The 18,156-nt window shown below is 37.1% G+C and carries 13 protein-coding genes; 5 read left to right on the forward strand and 8 right to left on the reverse strand.

Features of this window, described 5'->3' with window-relative positions; all coding sequences use genetic code 11:
* Positions 1-60: 60 nt before the first annotated feature.
* Genes NDQ75_RS08785 through NDQ75_RS08795 form a run of 3 tightly spaced genes read left to right on the forward strand, consistent with a single transcriptional unit; the run spans position 61 to position 2,548 of the window.
* The gene (locus tag NDQ75_RS08785; RefSeq protein WP_202027101.1) at positions 61-957 is read left to right on the forward strand and encodes a phytanoyl-CoA dioxygenase family protein; all 897 of its coding nucleotides are present in this window, start codon (positions 61-63) and stop codon (positions 955-957) included.
* Positions 958-992: 35 nt separating this feature from the next.
* Positions 993-1,805 (forward strand): sugar phosphate isomerase/epimerase family protein, encoded by an 813-nt coding sequence (locus NDQ75_RS08790; protein WP_202027102.1) that lies wholly within the window; start codon positions 993-995, stop codon positions 1,803-1,805.
* A gap of 2 nt (positions 1,806-1,807) precedes the next feature.
* Entirely contained in the window at positions 1,808-2,548 is a 741-nt protein-coding gene (locus NDQ75_RS08795) for a phytanoyl-CoA dioxygenase family protein (RefSeq protein ID WP_202027103.1), read from the forward strand.
* Positions 2,549-2,641: 93 nt separating this feature from the next.
* Here the strand turns inward: NDQ75_RS08795 and NDQ75_RS08800 are convergent, their stop codons facing one another.
* The 8 genes from NDQ75_RS08800 to NDQ75_RS08835 form a co-directional block, all read right to left on the reverse strand.
* Positions 2,642-5,971 (reverse strand): VCBS repeat-containing protein, encoded by a 3,330-nt coding sequence (locus NDQ75_RS08800; RefSeq protein ID WP_202027104.1) that lies wholly within the window; start codon positions 5,969-5,971, stop codon positions 2,642-2,644.
* A gap of 184 nt (positions 5,972-6,155) precedes the next feature.
* Positions 6,156-7,100: an alpha/beta hydrolase gene (locus tag NDQ75_RS08805; protein ID WP_202027105.1), complete on the reverse strand. Its 945-nt coding sequence runs from the start codon at positions 7,098-7,100 to the stop codon at positions 6,156-6,158.
* A 23-nt stretch (positions 7,101-7,123) separates the two neighbouring features.
* Positions 7,124-9,481 (reverse strand): family 78 glycoside hydrolase catalytic domain, encoded by a 2,358-nt coding sequence (locus NDQ75_RS08810; RefSeq protein ID WP_202027106.1) that lies wholly within the window; start codon positions 9,479-9,481, stop codon positions 7,124-7,126.
* 46 nt (positions 9,482-9,527) lie between these two features.
* Positions 9,528-11,168: a sulfatase family protein gene (locus NDQ75_RS08815; protein ID WP_202027107.1), complete on the reverse strand. Its 1,641-nt coding sequence runs from the start codon at positions 11,166-11,168 to the stop codon at positions 9,528-9,530.
* Complete coding sequence (locus NDQ75_RS08820; RefSeq protein ID WP_202027108.1) at positions 11,158-12,747, reverse strand: sulfatase family protein; 1,590 nt, start codon at positions 12,745-12,747, stop codon at positions 11,158-11,160. The genes NDQ75_RS08815 and NDQ75_RS08820 overlap by 11 nt, the downstream gene beginning before the upstream one ends.
* A 348-nt stretch (positions 12,748-13,095) precedes the next feature.
* Positions 13,096-13,956 carry a sugar phosphate isomerase/epimerase family protein gene (locus tag NDQ75_RS08825; RefSeq protein WP_202027109.1) on the reverse strand — a complete coding sequence of 287 codons (861 nt, stop codon included), beginning with the start codon at positions 13,954-13,956 and terminating at the stop codon, positions 13,096-13,098.
* A gap of 40 nt (positions 13,957-13,996) precedes the next feature.
* Complete coding sequence (locus NDQ75_RS08830; protein ID WP_202027110.1) at positions 13,997-14,905, reverse strand: TIM barrel protein; 909 nt, start codon at positions 14,903-14,905, stop codon at positions 13,997-13,999.
* 14 nt (positions 14,906-14,919) lie between these two features.
* A complete protein-coding gene (locus NDQ75_RS08835) occupies positions 14,920-15,966 on the reverse strand; it encodes a galactitol-1-phosphate 5-dehydrogenase (protein ID WP_202027111.1) in 1,047 nt (348 codons plus the stop codon).
* A 174-nt stretch (positions 15,967-16,140) separates the two neighbouring features.
* Here NDQ75_RS08835 and rpe point away from each other — a divergent pair, with 174 nt between their 5' ends.
* Both rpe and NDQ75_RS08845 read left to right on the forward strand, forming a co-directional pair.
* On the forward strand, positions 16,141-16,818 hold the full coding sequence (rpe, locus tag NDQ75_RS08840) for a ribulose-phosphate 3-epimerase (protein ID WP_202027112.1): 678 nt from the start codon (positions 16,141-16,143) through the stop codon (positions 16,816-16,818).
* Position 16,819: 1 nt separating this feature from the next.
* Positions 16,820-17,923 carry an alcohol dehydrogenase catalytic domain-containing protein gene (locus NDQ75_RS08845; protein ID WP_202027113.1) on the forward strand — a complete coding sequence of 368 codons (1,104 nt, stop codon included), beginning with the start codon at positions 16,820-16,822 and terminating at the stop codon, positions 17,921-17,923.
* Positions 17,924-18,156 lie beyond the last annotated feature (233 nt).

Raw genomic sequence — 18,156 nt, forward strand, 5'->3', positions numbered from 1 at the left:
AAAGAATACAAAGGAAAGATTCTTACTTACTTTTGAAGGACTAGTCAAAATTTTTATAAAATGAATACTTCAAAAGACTTATCGAAAGTACACCATTTGCTCAGTAATTTATTTGAATGGCCGAACTTAGCCGAGGAGTGGGAACAATATAAATTGACGGATGATCAGGTGAATTTTTTCCATGAAAATGGATATTTATCTAACGTTAAATTACTGGATGAAGAGCAAATAAAGGTGTTGAATAAGGAATTGGAGGAATTAATGGATCCCAAACACCCATTACATCATTTGTTTTATGAATTTTCTTCCAATGAATCAACAGATCCCAAAAAGGTCATTTTCCACTCGTTGGGACATTGGCGAATTTCGGAAGGTTTTCATGATGTAAACTGGAATCCTGCTTTCGTGATGGCGGCTAGTCAATTACTAGGTGATAGATCGGTACGTTTTTGGCATGACCAGTTATTTTGTAAACCTGCGAAACATGGTGGGGTGGTAGCTTGGCATCAAGATTATTCTTATTGGACGCGAACCGTTAAAATGCAGCATTTAACCTGTTGGGTAGGTTTAGATGATGCCACGGTGGAGAACGGCTGTTTGCATTATATCCCGAAAAGTCATCAATGGGGTTTGCTGGATAAACCTGTTTTAACGGGAGAAATGGAAGGGCTGTTTTCAGTTCTGAATAAAGAACAGGTAAAAGCTTTCGAAAATGCGGTGCCTATAGAAATGAAAAAAGGGCATGCAACTTTTCACCACCCATTGATGGTACATGGTTCTTACGAAAATAAGTCGGATCAGCCTCGAAGGGCATTTGTACTAAATGTTTTTGCGGATGGTACAAAATCCGCAACCAATGAACCTTTGCTTAATGGGGTACCGGCCTTTAAAGAAGGTGAGAAACTGGACGGACAGTTTTTTCCATTGTTGTTGAATCGAAAGGAATTGAATATATAATTGTTCGTTCCAATAAATAAATAGAAATTTTTAAAATGAAAATATCATATTATTATCCTATTTGGTCAATGCCAGCTATGTCGCTGGAGGAAGCGCTTGTGAAAATTAAGGAAAAGGGATACGATGGAGCCGAATATGCCATGGGATTATCTTCGGATTTAACCGAAATAAAACCTTTATTTGAAAAAATAAGACTGAAACTATTGGCGCAGCATCCTTTGGCGCAAGGAGATACCTTTGAAGCCTATCGCAAAGATTATTTGGAACAGCTGGAGCAAATTGTGGCTTTAAATCCTACTCATATAAATTGCCATACTGGAAAAGATTATTTTTCTTTTGAAGAGAATCTGTCATTACTAAAAGATGCCGAAAAGTTGGTTTCTGGGACTGATATCTTGCTAACCCATGAAATTCATCGTGGACGATTCTCTTACAGTCCGATGGCCCTTACTCCTTATCTTGAAAGTTTTGATGAAACAAAACTAACGGCAGATTTTTCCCATTGGTGTGTGGTAAGTGAGTCTCTTTTGGAAAATCATGCTCAGTATTTATCAAGGGCAATAAAAAATACGTATCATATTCACGCACGCGTTGGGAATCAGGAATCCCCGCAAGTAAATCATCCATTTGCTCCAGAACACAAAGAAGCTTTAGATGTCCATTTACAATGGTGGCAGAAAATTGTAGATTCTTGCAAGAGCAGGGGAGTGGAGGAATTACCAATTACTTGTGAATTTGGACCCGTTCCTTACTTGCAAGCCTTACCCTTTACCAATCAACCAGTGGCATCTATCTGGGATATTAATTTTGAAATGATGAAGTTCTTACAAAATAATTTAAAAGTTTAGTTATGGATATAATTTCAACAGAAGAACAGGAATTTTATAGGAAAAACGGGTATCTATTGCCGGAAAAGCAGCTATTTAGCCCACAGAAGTTTAATGATTTAAGGAATATTTTTGAGGAAACACTTCGAGAGAAAGGAAATAAAAATGCAGCTGACTTAGATGTACCTCATTTTTCAGATGAACTCCTATTTTCCTTTTTAATGGCAGATGAAGTATTAGACGTGGTCGAAAAAATTATCGGTCCGAATATTGGCTTGTGGAGCAGCCATTTTATTTCCAAAGAACCCTTAACGGGCAAACGAACGCCTTGGCATGAAGACAGCGCTTATTGGGAGGGGCGTTTTGACAGTTTTGATAAAGTGGTTACAGTTTGGCTTGCCATCGACGAATCTAGCGTAGAGAACGGATGTATGGGTGTTGTTCCTGGAACGCACAAAAATGGCTTTTCCAATTATAAGGAAGTGGGCACGGAAACCTCAACGTTCGATAGTGAAATAAGTACAGAGGTAGATGACAAAGATGTAGTTTGGTTTGAACTCCAGCCTGGCCAATATTCACTGCATGATTCAAGGATTATTCATGGTGCAAAAGCAAATACCAGTACCAAGCGTCGTACCGGATATACCATGCGCTATTTCAGTACCGATTTAATTCTGAACAAAGAGCACCCTGGTAATAAAGGTCATAAAATCTATCATTGTCGCGGACTTAATCGCGGAGAGAATCCTTTAATTTATTTGTAGTATTCAACTAATGAAGATAACCTCTTTTTAAACGAGCTATTTTTTTAAAGCCCTAGAATACTCTAGATGTAGCGGATTCTAGGGCTTTTTAAATTATTCTTTTATAGTTTCAAAGTTTTGTTTTTGGAAGACCTGTAAACTATCATTTTGTAATCCTATAAAAATCTTTTCATCTTTACCTTTCTTTAAGGATACAATACTTCTGGCCTCGGCGGGAACATCAAAGCCACTTTCTGAAATTGGTGTGGTTATAAAGTTATCAGAAGAAAATAACAAGCAATCGCCATTACCTGCATCAATACTTCCGGTAATAACCTCGTTTCCATAAAAATTCCCTACGGATAAAATGTCCATTTTTCCATCGGCATTAACGTCTGTTATATGCATGTCCATTATAGGAGCCCACTGCGCTTTATTGGGAAGTTCTTTTACTGAAAAAGAATTGTTTCCTAAATTTTCAATATAAACCGATGCCAATTGATAGGCCCTAAAAACGGAAGCTCCTTCAAGGAGATTATTATTGAAAACCTCATGTACTTGCATTTCCCCGTATTCCCTATAAGTATTTAAATAGCGTTTTAATCCTGGAAGTTGCCCTGTTAACGTTCCTCTTGGGTGCGCAATGTATTCTTTACCATCTATAAAATAGGTGAAAATAGGGTCTAAGGAGCCGTTATTGTCGTAATCTTTGGCATAGATGGAAATAGGTTCTTCTACGGAAGCTTCAAAAGGATTATTCAATCCCCAGTTTCCTACTACAAAATCTATATCGCCATCATTATCAAAATCAGCTGATTTTAGGGATGTCCACCATCCTTCTGTTTTTTCAAGTCCTTTAACGGATTTTTCCAGTGCTACTTTTCCCTTATTAAAGCTAAATACCTGAATTGGCATCCACTCGCCAACAAGAATTAGCTCTTTTTTTCCATCGTTATTAATATCTTCAGCACTTGCACCGGTAACCATGCCCGGCGTAAGAAGTTGTGGAGCTACTTCTTTAGTTACATCCGTAAAATTTCCACCATCATTTTTTAGTAAATAAGAACGGGGGGATTTTGGATATTCATTGGCAAGAACTCTCCCGCCTACAAACAAATCTAAATCATCATCTTGGTCATAATCCCAAGGAACAACAATCTTACCAGCGCTTTCAATGGTCGGTAGAACATTTTTAGTAAGCGTGAAATTACCATTTCCATCGTTCTTATAAATTCGGTCTTGATAAAGCTTGGTATCATAATAATTCTCAGAACTACCACTTACGCAATACAAGTCCAAATCGCCATCGTTATCAAAATCAATAAAAAGCGCGCCGGTATCTTCTGCTTGAACATAGGTGCTGTCGGTTATGAATCGTTCTTGAAATTCTTGCTGACTATTTTGAAGGTAAAATCGACCCTGAACTCCTTTTGTGCCGCCCACAAATAGATCTTCGTTTCCATCGTTATTTACATCACCAACAGCAAGAACAGGTCCATTTTTACTATAGGATCTGTAATGTAGTGGCCAATTTTTAAAATCGTCAAATCCGTTTTCTTTATGCTTATACGTAAGGTCTTTTTCTTTGCTTGCAGTGAAATAGGTTTTCGTGGCTTTTTTATCAGAAATACTATTCGCTGGAACTATCCCTTTGCCTTTTTTCGGTTCCAATGGCAATCGTTGGTTAACCTTAAGGTTGGTTAAAAGCTCTTGCTCATTATTTGGCCAAACGATTTTTAGGGAATCAATAATCTCTATATCTCCCAAACCAAAATGTAAGGTGGGTTCCATGGAGGACATATAACCTCTTTGTGGATTGAATTCGGCGTACTGATTTCCTTCCGAAGTAAATATCCACACTTTGGCACCGAGAGAAAAAACATTGGGCGGTAATTCTACTCTAAAATAATTGCCTTTTTCGCTGGCGTGATTTTCAAACAATAAAACAGGATCATCGATATTATTGGTTACCAAATCGAGGTCACCATCGTTGTCGAGATCTACATACACACCGCCATTGGAAAATGAGGGATAATTCAAGCCCGCTTCAGCTGTTTCAACAGTAAATTGACCGTTTTTGGCGTTTTTAAAAAAGAAATTACTTTTCTTAACGCCTTTCATTTGTTTAACTTGATCGAGCATTCTTTTTCGGCGTGCTTCCGGTGTTCCAAATGTGCTTCCTTGGTTTGTGAAATCCACAAAATCGAGATCGGTAATATCTTTTTTATATCCGTTCGTAATGTATATATCACGGAGGCCATCATTATCAAAATCAGCAATCAAGGGCGACCAGCTCCAATCGGTTTCTGCCACTCCAGAGAAATAACCTACTTCACTATATTGCTGGTTTTTATTGCTCAATTGCAGTACATTACGCACGTATTGCGGACTGTAACCCATTTCTAACGATCTGTTAAACCTACTGAAAGGAACACTTTCAAACATGGTTTTTTTCCGTAAGTTATCTTCTGGTAGCATATCCACTACTAAAAAGTCTGGAGCGGCATCGTTATTCAAGTCGGAAACATCAATTCCCATACTGTTATGACTCACATGCTTGAAATAGTCTTTTATTTTATTGGTAAATGTTCCATCTTGATTATTTACATACAGGACGTCGCTAGAGATGAAATCATTGGCCACATAAAGGTCCGGATAGGAATCGTCGTTAATATCAGTAACTACAACTCCCAAACTCCATCCTTCCGTTAAAATTCCAGCTTCTTGGGAAACATCCTTAAACTTGGGCAATCCATTCTCTTGAATGCCCAGATTTTGATAAAGTTTATCGGTACTTTTACCCTTTCCATCTGTTTTTTGACCAAGTGGATTATTTTTAGGGTATTCCTCCATAGAATTATTTATAATGAACAGATCTAAATCCTGATCTTTATCGTAATCCAGCCAAATGGATTGTATACTATACGATGTATCTGCAAGACCTACTTCAGAAGATATTTCTTCAAAAGTTACTTTTCCGTTCTCTTTGGTGGTATTTACGTAAAGACGGTTTGGAGAGTCGTTAAACTCCTGATCGTGAACAGTGGAAACATAGATATCCGGCAGACCATCATTGTTGATATCTACAATAGAAACACCCGTGCACCAAAATTTAGAACTCACGCCAGCGGATTCCGTTTCATCTTTAAATTTTAAATCCCCTTGATTAATGTACAGTTTATTATCAACCATATTTCCGGCAAAAAAGAGATCTTGCAATCCGTCCCCGTTGAAATCACCAACGCCAACACCAGCTCCGTTGTACATGTATTCATAATCTAAGATGTTCAGGGAATCGGTTTCGGTAATGGTATTTTCAAAAGTAAGTCTAGAATGACTTGTTTCAATTTTTGTAAAAAGGGTATTTTCCTTTTTATTGGAGTCACAAGAATTTAATAAAGCGCAAGATGATATAGATAATAGGAGGAATTTTTTAAAAGACATTTGTTTAAACAATTAGTTATATGGTTAGTTTGTTAGTGTTGTTTTACAGAATTATCTTCCGTTTTTAAATATATATAATTCTAGCCTCTTTTTAGTAAAACATTTTATCATTTACTTAGCTTTAATTTAATAATCTGCATATTATTAGTTCTTTTAAAATGAATATTTGAAGAGATATCAAAATTTAATCTTCTTGCATCCAATTGATAAATAGGGAAGTCCAAGTGCTAACGTTTTTATTTTGCAGGCCTAAACCAAAACCATGACTGCCTTCTGGATAAATATGCATTTCGGTAGGAACGTTATTCTTTTTTAAGGCATTAAAGTAAGTGAGGCTATTTTCTACTGGAACTCCTTTATCATCTGCAGCGTGTACCAGAAAAGTTCTTGGTGTATTCCCATCTACTTGAAGTTGATTGGAATAATGGTTAACCAGTTTTTCATCAGGAGACTCTCCTAACAAAGCATTTTTACTACCCTGATGTACAAAATCGTCTTTGAAAGATATAACCGGATAAATTAATGCTGAAAAACTGGGTTTAGCACTCAAAGAATCTGCTTCGTCTGTAGGTGTATACACCGATTCGTTGTAATGTGTAGAAAGTGTAGAGGCCAAATGACCGCCGGCAGAAAAACCTATTATGCCAATTTTATCTTTATTAATATTCCATTTTTCTGCGTTGTGTTTTACCAGTCGCATTGCACGTTGCGCGTCCTGCAATGGAGCTTTGTGTGGAGTAATAATAGATTTGGAAACGGGCAGTCGATATTTAACGATAATCCCAGCAATGCCTTTTGAATTTAGCCATTTAGCGATATCTTGACCTTCCCAATCATATGCCAATACATGATAGCCTCCGCCAGGGAATATTAAAACCGCTTCTCCCGTAGCATGCCTTGGTGAAGGTAAATACACATCTATTTGTGGCTTTTGAACATTTTTCAATAAAACGATATCTATATTTTCAGTAATTTCTTTTTCTTCTGAAGCGCGTTGATTGGGAACTTTCTTCCAGAGCGGTAATACTTCATTTTGAGCAAAGCAATTCTGTAAAAAAAAGAGGGTTATTAAAATGAAAATCGGTTTTAGTATTTTGTATTGCGAAAAAGGTTTTATAAAAGTCTTCATACATTTTTGTTTTATAATTTGGTTTACGGTTGGTGTTTTATTTTCAGGTTATTTTTTCCAGGTTTTAAATTGTATTCTTCGTCATTAAAAGTAAATGTCCCTTCTAATCCCATAGGAAGTGTGATGGAGGCATGCAACCATTTTCCTTTGACATTATAACTGGTTTCAATCTTTCCTTTTGGATGTGGCATAGCTGCCGAAACTGTTTTTAGATTACCTAAATGCGGTTCAATGGAAACCGATTTAAATCCGATAGAAGCTGGTTTAATCCCTGCCACTAAACTTAAAAGATAATAGCTAGGGTGTGCGCTCCAGGCATGGCAATCGCTGCGGTCGTGGGATGCAAAACCTGTTTCCCCACAGGTAGTGAAGCCTCGGTCTATATACTCTTTCCAAAAGTCTAAATGGTCTAAAAATAAATGTTGCAAACCAGTTTTCTCCAAACTTTTAAAAAGAAAGAACGAAAAATACGAACTGGCATATTCAGTCAAATTTTTATGATTCAACACTCTTTGTAGTAAAGCTTTTTGCTCTTCTTCGGGGATTACATCGCAAAGAATAGCTAAAATGTTGGTATGCTGTGAATATATTTCCTTACCGAGTTCGTCCCTAAAAAGTTGCTTTTCCTCGTTCCATGCTGTTTTGTAAACGTTTTTCTTAATGGTGTTGGCTTGCTTTTGGTACTCTTTGGCTTTTTCATTTAAAGAAAGTTCTTTAAATAAATGTGCGGTACACTCCAAAGTATGCACATAATATAAGGTGAGCATTACCGAGTTGTTTATTTCGCCTGCTTCATTTTTACGTGGGATACTACCTTTACCAATGCTCCAGTCGATAAAATTCTGACTAACTACAGAGCCCAGAATGCCTGTTTCTTCATTTAAATGTCTTTCATAATACCCTAAAACACCTTCAATATCGGCAGTAAACTGTTTTACGAAATCCTTATCGCCTCTCATTTTGTAATAATCATCGAGCGTTTGTATCCATGCCAGCGACCAAGATCCCATATCGAAATCGAAACGGGAAGGATACGCACTTTTAAACAAGCGGGTTTCTTTGTTTTTACTTTGAGGGTAAAGTCTTAAAACCTCTCGAAGTAACCGGTCATCTGTAGTGTTGTAAGTTGAAATTGCTGAAATAGGCCTGTTGTCACCGCCATAGCTGAGCTGTTCGTAGAATGGAGTGTCGTAATACGTTTCGGCAGAGCACATTTGTAGCGTGCGGTTGCTCATCTCAAAAATTTCGTTCAACGTTTGGTCGTTGCTTTCAAAAGTTGCCATCTCTTTGTAAGGGTACCCAGAATACTCATTTATGAACGAATCAATTTCCAGCGGTTGTTCTTTGGTTTCTATTTCCAACTGAACATATCTAAAAGTTCGTTTCCATAAAGGTCTAAAAGTTCTTTTCGCAGCCCCGTCCGCTTTATAAATGTCCCATACGCCAAACATGGTTTTGCCGTTTACGGAATCCCGATGTGCCTTCAGATTTACCTCTTCATACAGAGCCTCTGCATACTTAATTTTCACAGTAGCATTTTCCCCTTTACTGAATGTAATTTCAGGATATCCCATAGTAAGCCTTTCAAAATCGAATAAAATAGTGGCTTTGGTTTGAGCCGGGATTTTCAGAGGTTGTTTTTCAGAAATAAAACTTTGCGATAATGGAATGCCAGTCGTTTTTCTAATTTTCTTCGGAAGCTGATTTTCACCCTTCATAAAAGGAATATTCCTAGGAACCAAATTCCATGGAGAGTTTCCGTAGAAAGCTAAAACTTGTGCATTATGCCAATTTTGGTCGTTAAAGTTGTTCTTTTCCCAATCCCAGGGGTATTTGCTGGCTGTCACATTATCTCCAGGACCGCAGGCATAAAATCCATAAAACCATTTGTCTTTATGAATCATCTCGTAGTAGGAAATGGGCTCATAGGCTTCATTTTTGAAAGTCTTCCAACTATTATCGGTTATGATATTTTGAAAATTTTGATCTTCAGTATAAACATAAAAGGCAGTTTGCGATGATAAAAATGCCAGGGGTTTGTCAGCACCGCCGTTGTAAACCAAAGCAGCTAATAAATTTTCCCCGTTTTTAAGGTAGGGAGCAATGTCAACAACATCATATTTATAAGTTTTTAAATCCCCTTTTGCGGGTCCGTAGGCAACTCTTTCCCCATTTACAAAGAGATTATAACGGTTGTCTGCCGACACTTGAATTTCCAATTTACTAGGGACTTTCTCAATGTTGAAATTTTTTCTGAAATGATAAACTCCGTAGGTGTTAACATTAGCGGTTGGATATGAAATCCATTTTCCTTTCTCTTGAGAATAAACGGTTGTAAAAGCAAGAACTATTAACAGTTTTACAAGTATTCTAATTTTCATGGCGGTGATTGGTTTTTTATCTTTTTATTTGGTTGTATTTTTAAATCTACTTTATGGAAATGGGTTCTTTTTTATTCTGAAAAACACGAAGGGGCTCCCCACCGTATTCTGCTCCTACATCACGCGGTTCACAAAACCAAACCAGTTTGCCGACAGTGGTTAAGGTTTCTGGAACTTCTTTGGCATAAGGATGGGTTTTTATAAAGTGTTGCAACATTTTTTGCTGCATGTTCGCCACTAAAGGAGCATTCTCCTTTTTGTGTGCTAAATTGGAGGTCTCTGTTGGGTCATTTTGTAAATCGTAAAGTTTATGATAAATACCAAAAGCGCCATTCCCAGTTTGGTAGCCCTGACCTAAATCCCTCTTGCCTGTTGAAAAAATGTACTTCCACTTCTTGGTAGCTACCATAGCTTTGTTGTCCTCTAAAAATTCAGCGAAAACATAATCATCCTCACCCTGTATCTCATCAGAAGTATTCCCTTCCAAATTCTGAAGAAAGCTTGTCCCTTGTGCTGTTTCTAGTTCAGGCAAACCTGTGGCTTCAGCAATTAAAGGAGCAATGTCCACAAATTCGACTAACTCATCTCTTGACGACCCTTTTTTTGACATTTTTTTTCCTGCAATAATTAAAGGGGCTTTTATCGCTTCTTCCCACATGGTGTGTTTTTCAAACCGTTTGTGGTCATTCAATAAATACCCTTGGTCACCGAGATAAATGATTAAAGTCTTATCGTAAATTCCTTCTGCTTTCAATGCATTTATCACCATTCCTACATTCTTGTCCATATATTCAGTGGAAGTATAATAAGATGCTATGATCCCTCTTTTTTCTTCATCCGTAAGGTCTTTGTAACGGGCAGGGATCCACGCATCGTCTTCGTTGCTGCCTTTTGGCAAGGGCATGTCGATTGGGTTGTATTTGTTACTATATTCAATAGGAAAAGCAAAAGGCGCATGAGGTTCGTGAAAAGCTACCCACAGAAACATTCTACCATTCTTATTCTTTTTAATGAAATCGGTTGCGGAATTGGCCAGGAAAGTACCTTCCGCGTACTTATCAAAATAAGGTTGTGAAAGGGTTTTCGGGTTTAATTGGGCTTTGTGTTTTGGCAGTTCTTTGTCATCTTTTCCGTAGAGGGGAATGGAGTCTGGGATTTTAGGCATATTTACCGAGGAAAGCCATCGCTTGTATTCCCGGTGATCTACAAGTGTATCGAAACCAAACTTAGGCATACCATTTTTATAGAGTTCGCCCCATATCCAAGTATTAAAGTGTTGCTTTCCGAACATAGCCGTTTTAAAACCGCCTTGTTTGAGATGTTCGGCAATGGTGGTGTTGGTACGATCGTTGAAAGGAGTAAAAAGAAGATTTACACCCGTTGCATGCGGATATTTTCCAGTTAACAGGGATTGGCGGGAAGCGCTGCAAAGAGGCGAATTGGCGTATGCGTTTTTAAATAGGAGACCATCATCCGCCAAAGCATCAATATTTGGTGTTCTGATAATTTCATTTCCGTACGCTCCAACCACTCCCTGGGCGTGGTCATCACCAACGATCACCACCACGTGTTCATAGAAATGTTGTGTAGTTTTTTCTTTTTTATCAGTGCAGGAGGAAAGGATAAAAGCAAACAGTAGAATTTTTAAATAACAACTCCCACGATTATAAAAAGGACTAGTTTTCATTTTGGAACACTTTTTTTAGGTTTTCTCCTTCGTCATTAACATAGAATTCCTCGAAGTCGCTGTCGTTTACCCAGCCGGCTTTAGGTTTTTTACCTTTGATGTAGTCGATATAAAAGTTTCTTCCGGAAAAAAGAGGGTAACGCTCGTAAATGTAACCGTAGTTTTTCATTCTTAAATCGTTTTGTTCCACAAGCTTTTCCTCCATAAAAGATCGAAGATTGATTTTGGTACTTTGGAATGTCTTCTCATTTGCCAAGTTAACCATACAAAAAGGATCCTTTTTAATATTGTATAGTTCTTCCTCAGGGCGTTTGCCAAAGTTAATTTGCCAAAACTCACTATTTTCAGAAGTGCGTCTCAATTGTAGGATTTCTGTTTTGGTCGGGCTTCCGTCTGTGTTTAGATAACCGGTTTCAGGATTGCCAGAGGGCCAGCGGTTTATTTCATAGTTTTTAAGGTACAGCATGCTATCTTTTACAATCCCTCGGATGGGATATCCTACGTCGTTCGGCCTTCCCGTATCATGACGTTCCTTTCCGATCAATACCCAATCCTTTTTTGATTCTAAGGAGCTATCAGACGATTTTAGGAGAGGCAACATGCTTTTTCCTGTTATGGGCTGCATCCCTGATTCTTTTTCATTTATCTGCGCCATCTCCAAAAAGGTAGGTGCCAAATCGATAAAACTAATCATGGAATTCACCTTTCTATTTTTGTCTGTGATACCCGCCTCCCAAGAGATTGCCAAAGGAACATGGATGGCTTTTTCATAAAGGTTACCCTTCACTCTCGGAAATGGCATTCCGTGATCTGAGGTTACCACAATTACGGTGTTTTCGTATTCACCATTCTTCTTCAAGAGTTCAATTATTTCTGCCAATTGCTTATCTGCATATTCAATTTCAAAAGCGTAATCCAAGAGGTCGTTTTGTGTAACTTCATTTTTACGCCAGTACGGAGGGAAATCAGTAATCATCTCAACAGATTTACTGCCCAGTTTTTTTCCGCTTTCATATTCGTAATAGCGGTGTGGCTCGTACATGCCTACCCAAAAACTCCATGGTTTTTCAGCATCAACATCGTTTAAAAGCAAAGAGAAATTTCCGGCGTAATCAATTTTTGAAATTGCAGGAGTAGGAGGGGTTGTTTTTTTATCATTATAAGGTTTTCCAGTGAGCTCCCTTTGGTTGCCTTCGGCGTCCAGTGCTATGCCGGGAGCATAGCCTTTTCCTGTATATCCCGTGGAATATCCATTTTCTTGAAGAATATCCTGATAGGTTTTAAATTTTGATGGAAAATAGATGTTGTGGTTGGCAGCTGCATCCAATTGCCAAGGATTTCTCCCTGTTAAAATACACGCACGGGATGGGGCGCATTTAGCGTTTGGGGTGTATGCATTTGTAAAGAGAATACCATTTTTTGCAACCCTATCAAAAGCGGGCGTGTTTACGTAAGTACTATTATACGCACCCATGTCCAATCCGGCATCATCCAAAATTACAAATAGGAAATTGGGTTTTTCTTGGCTGAATACGAATTGTAAAAAGAGTATATAAAAAAATAATACAATCTTTTTCATGGAGTGCTTAAATAAATGGATTAAATAATTTTTTTGTTATAAAAGAACTCATCTTGACTTTTTCTATTTCCTAAAAAATGATTGAAATTCGCCTATATTTTGTTACTTTTCTTATCCGTAGCGATGCTATGCTTTTCAAAAAGTGCCTCATCTAGACTAATTTCACTTCATTTTCGGTCAAACACAAAAAGTCAAGATGAGTTCAAATTGAAAAAGTAAAATCTTTGAAAAATACGACAATTACCGTAATATGTACAAAGCGTATATAATCAATTAATGATTAAATTTAATCAGAGGTAATTGGAAAAACGGTAAATAGGGGTGCTTTTAAGTGTTTATAGAATAGCTTTACCAACGTAATCCGAATAAATAATCTGCACTATCTGTTAAACATTGCATTCCATTTACGGCACGATCGCGTTCGACTAAATAGTGAACGTTTTTGTACTTAGATAATTCATTAAAGATACTTTTGAAATCTATAATCCCGTCGCCCGGACAGGTAATATTTCTCTCGGCAGAGTTGTCCATATCTTTAACATGTATCAATGAAAATCGGTCGCCATAGTTTTGGACGTATTTCAAAGGGTCTTGTCCGCCTTTTTTAATCCAATACAAATCCAGTTCCATGGCTACTAAATCTTTATCGGTATTTTTCAATAAAATATCGTAGGGTACGGTGTCATTTATTTTATAAAATTCTTTGTCATGCGCATGAAAAGCCAACTTCAATCCTTCTTTTTTACATTTTCTACCGAGCGTATTAAAGGTGTCGGCTAGTTTTTTAAAATCATCCAAAGTTTTGTTCGAGCCATCATCCATCCAAGGCCAATAGCAAACTAGATATTCTTTTTCAAAAAAAACGGCATCATTTATTTTATCATCAAAATTATCTTGTAAATCATACATGCTACCTCCTCCAGCAACAGATTGAAAACCATGGGTTTGAATTAATTTCTTGAATTCTGCTTTGGAATATCCATAGTATTCTGAAAATTCTAATTTGGTATACCCAAGTTTACTAATTTGAGATAGGGTGCTTTCAGCATCATTAAGCATTTCTTTTTTTACAATGTCTAAAATCAACCCGAGGCTACTTATAGATTTCCCTGCCATGTCGATTTCGAGGGGAGCAGCCCAATGTGGTAGTGTGGAAAGTGCAGCGGTGGTGAGTGCTACGTTTCCTAAAAACTTTCTTCTAGATTTCATGTTTTGGTTTGTTTGAATATAAAAGTACCTTATTAAATATTTAAACAAAAACTTTTTTAATGGCTTGAAGTGAAACGCTTAATGCATCTTCGAGCAAATTATCAGAATAATCCCTTCCTGTTTTGGGTCCCCCAATTTCTAAATAACCTATCATATCATCAACTGGAATTGATTCTGAATATGATTCCAAAATGGACTTTATTTCAGTTAAATCGATAATACCCGATTTTATTTCTTCCGAAGAAAAACCAAAAGTAGAATTGAAATAGGAATCGGTATTTTTAAAATGAAACTCAGCCATTTTAGGTAATCCATGTTTGAACAATTCTATATTGGAGTGCACCAATTCTTTCTTGCTATTACAAAGTCCGTGGCTAATATCGCCACACAGATAGGTTGGAACGGTTGTGTTTGGGTTTTGGGAGTGGTGGGTTTGAAGTTCATTTATAAAAAAGTCCATCTCGTTTGGAGTGGTGGGCGGTTCTGCCAAAGACGACATAGGTTCCATGGTTAGGGCTTTCAATCCTTTTTGTTTGGCGTAACTGCTCAACTCCTTCATGTGGGAAAGGTAACATTGAATTCCCTTATCCTTCTCTTCAAATTTATCTCGGTAAACCGCACCTGGATTAGAGCCGCAATAATCGGCACCCAAAAGGGAAGCTACGTGTATGAGCCGCTCAAAATTACTGCGGGCCACCTTTTCTAAATGTTGATTGTTGGTAAAAAATCCACCAAGTTCCCGATGTGCTGTAAAAACACTTTTTATTATAATTCCTTTCTGATTGGCCAAGGATTTTAGTTCAAGAAAGTAATCATCGTTTACTGAATAGAGCTCAAAAAAGCTTCCTAGCTGAAGGTATTTAATACCATTTTTATTCATTAAATTAAAAAGCCATTCAAAACTGTAACGATATTGAATAGGGTCTGATTTTATACCGATTTCAATCATTGATTTTAAAAAAATTAAAGAGTAGGATTAATGATTACTTTGTTATAATAAATATTTTTGGCCACCATGTCGTTGAACATTTTTGGAGCTTCTTCTATGCTAATTATGTGGGAAATTAGTGGAGCTACTTGTAACTCTTTATCCATGTATTTTAAAACTGTGCTCCAATCATCTTCTCCTGTTGGAATGGTTTTCGAGTTCCAGGTACCGTAAATGGTAAGTTCTTTTCTTAAAATATTGGAAAAGTCCTTTTCCTCCATCGTAAAAGTACCATGAATATTTCCCATAAATACCACTTCACCAGACCGAGAAGCGATTTCCAGCGCTTGAAGGAAAGTCTTTGGTAATCCACAAGCTTCAACTACTTTTTTAACTCCTTCTCCCTGCGTTTTTTCTGATATGACTTCAGCAACATTTTCTTTGGCAGCATTAATGGTATGAAAACCCATTTCTGAGGCTAAATTTAATTTTTTTTCATCCACATCTATAACAAAAACTTGATTACAACCATGGATGCGAAGCCATTGGGCGGTCATATTCCCAATGGGGCCGCCACCAATTACCGCGGCATTATCACCGACATTTATATGCATTTTCCTAACTCCGTGTAATGCCACCGCAGCAGGTTCGGTCATGCTGGCATGAATACTATCGACATGCTCTGGAACAGGAAATAAGTTTTCTACAGGTGCGTAAACATATTCTGAAAAAGCACCATCTGACCGACTTCCAAGATAATTGTATTCTTTCAATTGGGCATAATCGCCAGTTTGGTAAGCTTTTTCGTTTTTATTTATGGGGATTAGGGGAAACACCGCTACGCGGTCTCCTTTTTTATAGTTGCTATCGGGCTTGTCTTCAGCTACGATACCACTGAACTCATGTCCCATAATAAGTGGATAGAAGTAGGCACCATTATGAAATCCCCGAACTAAATCAGATCCACAAATTCCACAGGCAACTACTTTTATTAAAATGTAGTCGCTGTTTAATTTAGTAGGATTTGGGTATTCTTTTTGAACCTTTAATTGTCCGTTTGATTCCAAGACAAGTGCTTTCATAGTATAAAAATTGAAAGTATGTTAAAATACAAAAGTATTCAAAATAATCACTTTTTTAAAATTTAAATCAAATTTAATCATTTTTTGATTAAATTTGATTTCTGAAAAACATTACTTGTGATAAAAAGTCATTGCGATATTAAGACGTTAATTGACTTTACTAAAGCAAAACTTATGAAACCTGTACAATTTTCACCATCCTTAATGTGTGTAGATTTTTTAAATCTATCCGAAGAGTTGGATTTAATGAAAAAGCATTCTATAGATTACCTGCATATGGATATTATGGATGGCAGTTATGTGCCCAATTTTACTTTAGGAACTGATTTTGCCTACGCAATGCATCAATATTCTAATATAACGTTGGATTTTCATTTAATGGTGGACAATGTAGATCGCTCTTTTGGTTTATTTGCGAAACACAAAGGAAGTATTATAACGATTCATCCTGAAACCTCCAAGCATCCAGTTAGAACGATCAACGGAATTAGAGAAATGGGTTGCAAACCTGGGATAGCGATAGATCCTGGCATGTCCTTAAGTACGGTAGAACATTTATTACCGTTGGTAGATCTCGTATGTATTATGACGGTTAATCCCGGTTTTGCTGGACAAAAATTACTTCCGTTTTGTTTAGAGAAAATTAAGGACTTGGTAAAAATAAGAGATTCGAAAGGCTATTCGTTTAAGATAGAAGTGGATGGAAATGTAAGTTGGGAAAACATTCCAACCATGATCAATTACGGGGCTGATGTTTTGGTGCTGGGAACTTCTTCAGTATTTAATAAAGAAATCTCTCGAGAAGAGGGTTACACCCAATTAAAAGAACTAATTAAAAATAAAGATAAATAGGATGAAGGCCACTACCTACTTTTTGGACCAACCGGGAGGTGAATTTTCAGCAAAGGAAAATGAAATACCTACTTTAAACGCAGGTGAAATATTAGTAAAAACAAAGCGTACATCCATTTGTAAATCAGATGTTATCATTTATAAAAAGGGATTGCAGCGAATTAAGCAGTGGCCCGCTGTGATACTTCATGAAGTATGTTGTGAAGTGGTGGCCGTTGACGAAAATGTTTCAAAATTTCAACCAGGTGATTTATTAGGAATAGGTTGTGATTTACCGTGTGGGGATAAAGACTGCATTTATTGTGGCGAAAATGGAACGGGAGATTGGACCAGTTGCCCTAATACCCATGCTACTGGACATGAATTTCCAGGGTTTGCAAGGACTCATGCCGTGTTACCTGATTGGTTTGTGCAATTAGGACCTATAAAAAAATTTCCAGAAAGGATACCCAAAAACTACATTTCTCAATTGGAGCCTTTAGCTTGTTGTTTAGAGGGAATGACTCGTGTAAATAATTGTATAACCGATAGGGTAGTAGTGCTAATTGGCGCCGGCTCCCAAAGTACTTATGCGCTTCAAGTGGCACAGGCAATGAAGGCCAGAAAAATAATTCTGGTTAATAGGGGAGAAGAACGGTTACAAAGAGTACTCGATGATTTTGGGGACGAAACTACGGTAGGACTTTTGTGGGATAATGATATTGAAGAAAAAATTTTTAAAGAGTGTAGACCTTTCAATGAACCCCACTTTATAATGATGAACGTGCCGCATGAAGCGGGTTACGAGCTCGCAACCAAGTTAATGGGGTACAATACCGTGTTGGATGCACACGCTGGGGTTAAAGGTCCGGAAGGAAAACCTGCTATTATGAGGAACGTGGATTTAAACAACGATATCCATTATAAATTACAATGTTACCAAGCCACACACGGCTCTTCCATGCATGGTATCAACTTAGCATATGAAATGTTGCTGAATGATCAGTTGCCCAATCTGCATAAAATGACACGTCCGGACGAAATTTTTAAACAGAATCAAATAAAGGAAGCTATTTTAAGGGGAGATGATAAGGACAGCTTAAAAGTGATTATAGATTGGGATTAAAAATCCATAAATGAATGCGTTAAATTTAATTTACGATGTGGATTACTTTTAGTTTATAGATTTACTGCAACGAATTTTTTTTCATATAAAATTCTTATTGAGAACAGGTTGGGACAGGAAAATATAAAAATATTTACTATATTTAGAATAATATTTCTTGATTTAACTTATTGATAGCACTAAACTTATAGATATTTCTTCAGAATTTTGAAAAGCTGTGGGAATGATTTTTA

The organism is Galbibacter mesophilus (assembly GCF_023721415.1).
In the GTDB taxonomy this organism is placed as follows: Bacteria; Bacteroidota; Bacteroidia; order Flavobacteriales; family Flavobacteriaceae; genus Galbibacter; species Galbibacter mesophilus.